The organism is Pseudomonas fontis (genome assembly GCF_028656955.1).
In the GTDB taxonomy this organism is placed as follows: Bacteria; Pseudomonadota; Gammaproteobacteria; order Pseudomonadales; family Pseudomonadaceae; genus Aquipseudomonas; species Aquipseudomonas fontis.
In genome coordinates, this window is the sequence record NZ_JAMDGY010000027.1 from 180,286 (window position 1) to 186,828 (window position 6,543).

Annotated in this window: 2 protein-coding genes and 1 pseudogene; 1 reads left to right on the forward strand and 2 read right to left on the reverse strand. The window is 62.6% G+C overall.

The annotated features are described in order from the left end of the window. Positions 1 to 237: 237 nt before the first annotated feature. Together ettA and M5G11_RS12595 are read right to left on the reverse strand one after the other, a co-directional pair. Positions 238 to 1,902, reverse strand: a complete 1,665-nt coding sequence (ettA, locus tag M5G11_RS12590; RefSeq protein WP_273911539.1) for an energy-dependent translational throttle protein EttA — start codon at positions 1,900 to 1,902, stop codon at positions 238 to 240. 240 nt (positions 1,903 to 2,142) lie between these two features. Beyond that, positions 2,143 to 2,433 carry a hypothetical protein gene (locus M5G11_RS12595; RefSeq protein WP_273911538.1) on the reverse strand — a complete coding sequence of 97 codons (291 nt, stop codon included), beginning with the start codon at positions 2,431 to 2,433 and terminating at the stop codon, positions 2,143 to 2,145. A 948-nt stretch (positions 2,434 to 3,381) separates the two neighbouring features. Between M5G11_RS12595 and M5G11_RS12600 the strand changes: the two are divergent. Continuing rightward, positions 3,382 to 6,522: pseudogene (locus tag M5G11_RS12600) on the forward strand (EAL domain-containing protein); the annotation flags it as partial. Positions 6,523 to 6,543: the final 21 nt, after the last annotated feature.

Genomic DNA, 6,543 nt, shown 5'->3' on the forward strand with positions numbered 1-6,543 from the left:
CGGGACTTTAACAAGAACCGGTCGCACTGGAACAGGGCGGAATGTCGTTTTTATGAAATTAAATGGTGCGTTTCTATAACTGTATACAGTTTCAAGGTCATCGCCGGCAACGCCGGCTCCCACAGAGAACGTCAGTAAACCTGTGGGAGCCGGCCTTGCCGGCGATGAATCCAACACAAATCCGAGACAAAAAAAACGGGACCCGAAGGCCCCGTTTCAGTGCAAAAACCCGAAGGTTTATGCCAGTTTCTTGTGCCGTACGCGGTGCGGCTGTGCAGCCGCTTCGCCCAGGCGCTTCTTGCGATCGGCTTCGTACTCGGTGTAGTTGCCTTCGAAGAACACCGCTTGCGAGTCATCTTCGTACGCCAGGATGTGGGTCGCGACGCGGTCCAGGAACCAGCGATCGTGAGAGATCACAATGGCGGCGCCCGGGAAGTCCAGCAGGGCTTCCTCCAGCGAACGCAGGGTTTCAACGTCCAGGTCGTTCGACGGTTCGTCGAGCAGCAGCACGTTGGCGCCCTCTTTCAGGGTCAGCGCCAGGTGCAGACGGCCACGCTCACCACCGGAGAGGTCCTTGACGAACTTCTGCTGGTCGCCACCCTTGAAGTTGAAGCGGCCCACATAGGTACGCGACGGGATCTCGTAGTTGCCGATACGCAGTTGGTCGGAACCATCGGAGATCTGCTGGAATACGGTCTTGTTGCCGTCCAGGTCGTCACGGCTCTGGTCGACGCACGCCAGTTGCACGGTGTCACCGATCTCGATGCTGCCGGAGTCCGGCTGCTCTTTGCCCATCAGCATGCGGAACAGGGTCGACTTACCGGCACCGTTGCCGCCGATCACGCCGACGATGGCGCCTTTAGGCATGGCGAACGACAGGTTGTCGATCAGCACGCGATCGCCATAGCCCTTGGAGACGTTCTTGAACTCGATGACCTTGTCGCCCAGGCGTGGACCGGCCGGGATGTAGATCTCGTTGGTCTCGCTGCGCTTCTGGAATTCCTGCGACTGCATCTCTTCGAAGCGTTGCAGACGAGCCTTGGATTTCGACTGGCGGGCCTTGGCGCCTTTGCGCACCCACTCCAGCTCTTCCTTCATGGCCTTTTCATGGGCCGACTGCTGCTTGGATTCCTGGGCCAGACGATCGGACTTGGCTTCCAGCCAACCCGAATAGTTGCCCTCGTACGGGATACCGGCGCCGCGGTCGAGTTCGAGGATCCAGCCCGCGACGTTGTCCAGGAAGTACCGGTCGTGGGTAATCGCCACAACGGTGCCCGGGAAATCGTGGAGGAAGTGTTCCAGCCAGGCGACGGAGTCGGCGTCCAGGTGGTTGGTTGGTTCGTCGAGCAGGAGCATGTCCGGGGCCGACAGCAGCAGGCGGCACAGGGCCACACGACGCTTCTCACCACCGGAGAGGTGTTCGACCTTGGCGTCCCAGGCCGGCAGACGCAACGCATCGGCGGCAACTTCCAGCTGACGCTCGAGGTTGTGGCCGTCGCTGGCTTGCAGGATGGCTTCGAGCTTGGCCTGTTCGGCCGCCAGCTTGTCGAAGTCGGCATCCGGTTCGGCGTAGGCCGCGTAGACCTCGTCCAGGCGCGCCTGGGCGTTCTTGATCACGCTGACCGCTTCTTCGACCACTTCACGCACGGTCTTGGTCGGGTCCAGTTGCGGCTCTTGCGGCAGGTAGCCGACGTTCAGCTCCGGCATCGGCCGTGCTTCGCCGTCGAACTCCTTGTCGACGCCCGCCATGATTTTCAGCAGGGTCGATTTACCCGAACCGTTCAAGCCGAGCACGCCAATCTTGGCGCCCGGGAAGAACGACAGGGAGATGTTCTTCAGGATTTCCCGCTTCGGCGGAACAACTTTGCTCAGCCGATGCATGGTGTAGACGTATTGAGCCAAAACCAAGCCCTCTATAGAAGTGTAAAACAGCGGCGAAAACCCCTGATACCCGGCTAAACGGCGGCTATCGGCGATGGTGAATACGCGGGGTCGGCGATGTGTTTACGAAGTGTCAATGAACAAAGTCGACCATTCTACGTCAAGACGATTGTTTGCGCAGATGGACTGATCACAGGAGGGGAAGCCCCCGGCGCGTCGGCATCGCGCCACGCCAGGGGCAGGCTGCAGCGTTCGCCTGGATCAGACGTGAACTTGCCCGGCAACACCGCGTGGCAGGCGGCATAGGTTGGGCAGCGCGCTCAGGTGCACACGCCAGTGGGCCTTGACGCAGAAACGGCTCGCCGGGGCGGCGGGCTTTTTACGCAGGTCGGCCAGCGACGGGGTCTTCTTGGCCGGTGCCGCCGCAGGCTTGACCAGCGAGCGCTGGCAGGACTTGCAGGAAACCTTGTCAGTGTCCTGGGTGCTTGCCAGGGACGGGGAAGTGCGACCGCATGCAGAGTCGCTACCATTCATCGAGTAGTGTGTAACCAAACCGTACATCTCCAAAGCTTTGTAAAAACGCGGCGGCATTTTCGCACACGTTGACCGTGGATGCCGACTGACTGTGCCACGAAGCCAGCAACAGAGCGGCGACGAACAGTGCTGGCACTTTGATACGCTTCAAGGCATGCTAGCCGCCCTTCGGGTGTCGGCTTATAGTGCGCAACTGGACCGTCGCCTACGTAGTCGGCATCTGCCCTGTGCAGCAAGTGCCTGCCACAGCCAGCCATACCGCAGGATCACCGTTTGACCAATCTCACTCAGCCGTCATCCTTGCGCAATGCCTCTGCTGCGTCTGGTTCGCCCTTGCGCGGCTCATTGAAAGGGGCCTTGGCCATCCTGGTGTTGCTGCTGCTCGCCCTGCTGTTCTGGCAGTTGCTCGATCAATTCCGTCACACACTGGCCGACCGCCGCCAACACAGCGTGGATGCCAGCGCCGAACTGGCCGACCATCTCAACCTGAAGATGGCGCTCAAGGCCCAGCAAGCGCTCAACCAGCTGGGGCCGTACGTCGAGGCTCCCCGCGTCGAGGCACTGCCAGCGCTACTCGCCCAACTACAGAAAAAGCTGCCGGCACTGCAAAGCCTGGCCTGGCTTGACGGCAATGCCCAGGTGCAACGCGACAGCCTCGCCAACAGCCCGGACAGCGCCGCGTTCGACGAGCTGCTGCGCGAGGCTGGGCAGCACGCCTTCTACTTCAGCAACGCCAGCGACAACAGCTACATCTACCTGCTGCTGCGCCAGCCCGACAGCGCCGGCTTCTGGCTGCTGCGCCTGGCCCCGGCGTACTACGCCGAACTGGCCGACCGCCTAGAGCACCCGTCGCACCCACTGTGGCTGCTGGAAAACAGCCGCACCGCCGAGATCATCAGCGAGCATGGCCGGCTGCGGGCGAGCAGCACCGACACCGACCAGTTGCAAAGCGTGATGCTGACCTACCTGGACAACAGCGACTGGCAACTGCGCGGCCTGTTTGACGCCAGGCACAGCCGCCAGCAACTGCTCCCGGCGCTGATCACCAAGTGTGTGCTGGGGCTGGTCTGTGCCCTGCTGCCACTGCTCGCGCTGGTCAGCATGCGCCGCCGCCATCGTGCCTTGCAGGAAGGGCGCCGGCGTTATCACGATATCTTCGAAGGCACCGGTGTTGCCCTGTGCGTGCTCGACCTGTCGGGCCTGGGCGCCCTGCTCGATCGCCAACGCCTGCGCAACCGCGATGACCTGGCACAACGCCTGGCCCAGGATGACCAGCTTCGCGCGGCCTTGCTGCAAGAGCTGAAAATCACCGAAGTGAACCAGATGGCCCTGCAACTGCTGGGCGTCAAATGCTGCGAAACGGCGTGGCAACGCCTGGTGGAAAGTGGTTCGACCGATGGCGCCGGGATCGGCCTGCAACTGGTCGAGGCGGTGCTGGAGAACCAGCACCAGCTGGAGCTGGAACTACGCCTGAGCAACGAACACGGCCAGGACCTGCACCTGTGGCTGGTGGTGCGCTTGCCGCGGGACCACCGCGACTATCACGCGGTGATCCTCAGCATCAGCGACATCACCAGCCGCAAGCAGGTCGAACTGTCGTTGCTCGAGCGCGAGGGCTTCTGGTCGGACGTGATCCGCACCGTGCCCGACCAGCTGTATGTGCAGGACGTACACACCCGCCGCATGATCTTCAGCAACCGCCACTTCGGCCATACCCTGGGCTACACGGTCGACGAGCTGTCGAACATGGGCGAGTATTTCTGGGAGGTCCTGCTGCACCCGGAGGACGCCGAGCTGTATCAGCGCATGCGCCTGGAGCAGCGTCAGAGCTTCTACATCGAGCAGTTGCATTGCCAACTGCGCTTCCGTCACAAAGACCAGCGCTGGCGCCGCTATGACATTCGCGAGCAGGCCCTGACCCGTGACCACGCCGGGCATGTGACGCGGATCATCGGCGTGGCCAAGGACGTCACCGAGCAGATCGAGGCCAGCGAATCGCTGCGCGACAGCGAGAAACGCTACCGCATGCTCGCCGAAAGTATCAGCGACGTAATCTTCTCCACCGACGACCACCTGCAACTGAACTACGTCAGCCCCTCGGTGCACGCGGTACTGGGCTATGGCGTGGACTGGATTTTCGACAATGGCTGGCAATCGACGATTGCCAACCCGGCGCAACTGACCGGCCTGTACAGCCTGGTCGAGCGCGTCAACCGCGCCCTGGGTGATAACTGCCAGCTGGAAAAACTGCGCACCGAGGTGCCGACCCAGTTGTTCCTGTTCGACTGCCTGCGCGCCGATGGCCGCAAGATCCCCATCGAACTGCGCCTGGTGCTGGTGTGGGATGAGCACAATCATTTCGAAGGCATCCTCGGCGTCGGCCGCGACATCAGCCAGCAGCGCCGCGCCGAGAAAGACCTGCGCATGGCCGCCACGGTGTTCGAGCACTCGACCTCGGCCATCCTCATCACCGACCCGGCCGGCTACATCGTGCAGGCCAACGAGGCGTTCAGCCGGGTCAGCGGCTATGCGGTCAGCGACGTGCTCGACCAGTTGCCGAGCATGCTCACCGTCGACGAGCAGCAGGAAGCGCACCTGCACTATGTGCTCAAGCAGTTGCATCAGCGCGGCACCTGGGAAGGCGAAGTCTGGCTCAAGCGTCGCAGTGGCGAGCACTACCCGGCGTGGGTCGGCATCACTGCGGTGTTCGACGACGAGGGCGACCTGGCCAGCTACGTGTGCTTCTTCACCGACATCAGCGAGCGCAAGGCCAGCGAACAACGCATTCACCGCCTGGCCTACTACGACGCCCTGACCCACCTGCCTAACCGCACGCTGTTCCAGGACCGCCTGCACACCGCGCTGCAACAGGCCGAACGGCAGAAGGCCTGGGTAGTGCTGATGTTCCTCGACCTCGACCGTTTCAAGCCGATCAACGACTCCCTGGGCCACGCCGCCGGCGACCGCATGCTCAAGGACATGGCCGAGCGCTTGCTCGACTGCGTCGATGACGACGACACCGTGGCACGCATGGGTGGCGACGAATTCACCTTGCTGCTGCAACCACGGGCGACCCGCGAAATGGCGCTCAACCGTGCCATCCACGTTGCCGAACAGATTCTCGGCAGCCTGGTGCGCCCGTTCGTGCTGGAGAACCGCGAGTTCTTTGTCACCGCCAGTATCGGCATCGCCCTCAGCCCGCAGGATGGCGGCGAGCTGAGCCAGCTGATGAAGAACGCTGACACGGCGATGTACCACGCCAAAGAGCGCGGCAAGAACAACTTCCAGTTCTACCAGGCGGACATGAACGCCAGTGCCCTGGAACGCCTGGAGCTGGAGAGCGACCTGCGCCATGCCCTGGAGCAGAACGAGTTCATCCTCTATTACCAGCCGCAGTTCAGCGGTGATGGCAAGCGCCTGACCGGCGCCGAGGCGCTGCTGCGCTGGCGCCATCCACAGCGCGGGCTGGTGCCGCCGGGGGACTTCATCCCGGTGATCGAGGAACTGGGCCTGGTGGTCGATGTGGGCGACTGGGTGATTGCCGAGGCGAGCCGTCAGCTCAAGGCCTGGCACCAGGCCAAGGTGCGGGTGCCGAAGGTCTCGGTGAACATCTCGGCGCGGCAGTTCTCCGATGGTCAGCTGGGCACGCGGATCGCCAACATCCTCAAGGAGACCGGCCTGCCGCCGGCGTGCCTGGAGCTGGAGCTGACCGAGAGCATCCTGATGCGCGAGGTCAACGAGGCGATGGTGATCCTCGACAGCCTGAAGAACCTCGGTTTGAGCATTGCCGTTGATGACTTTGGCACGGGCTATTCGTCGCTGAACTACCTCAAGCAGTTCCCGATCGATGTGCTGAAAATTGACCGGACCTTCGTCGATGGCTTGCCTGCGGGCGAGCAGGATGCGCAGATCGCCCGGGCGATCATTGCCATGGCCCACAGCCTGAACCTGGCGGTGATCGCCGAGGGTGTGGAAACCCATGAGCAACTGGAGTTCCTGCGCGAGCATGGCTGCGATGAAGTGCAGGGTTACCTGTTCGGGCGGCCGATGCCAGCCAACCAGTTCGCTGCGCAGTTCAGCAACGAAACGCTGTTCATGTTCGAGTAATGCCCCCTGTGGGAGCCGGCC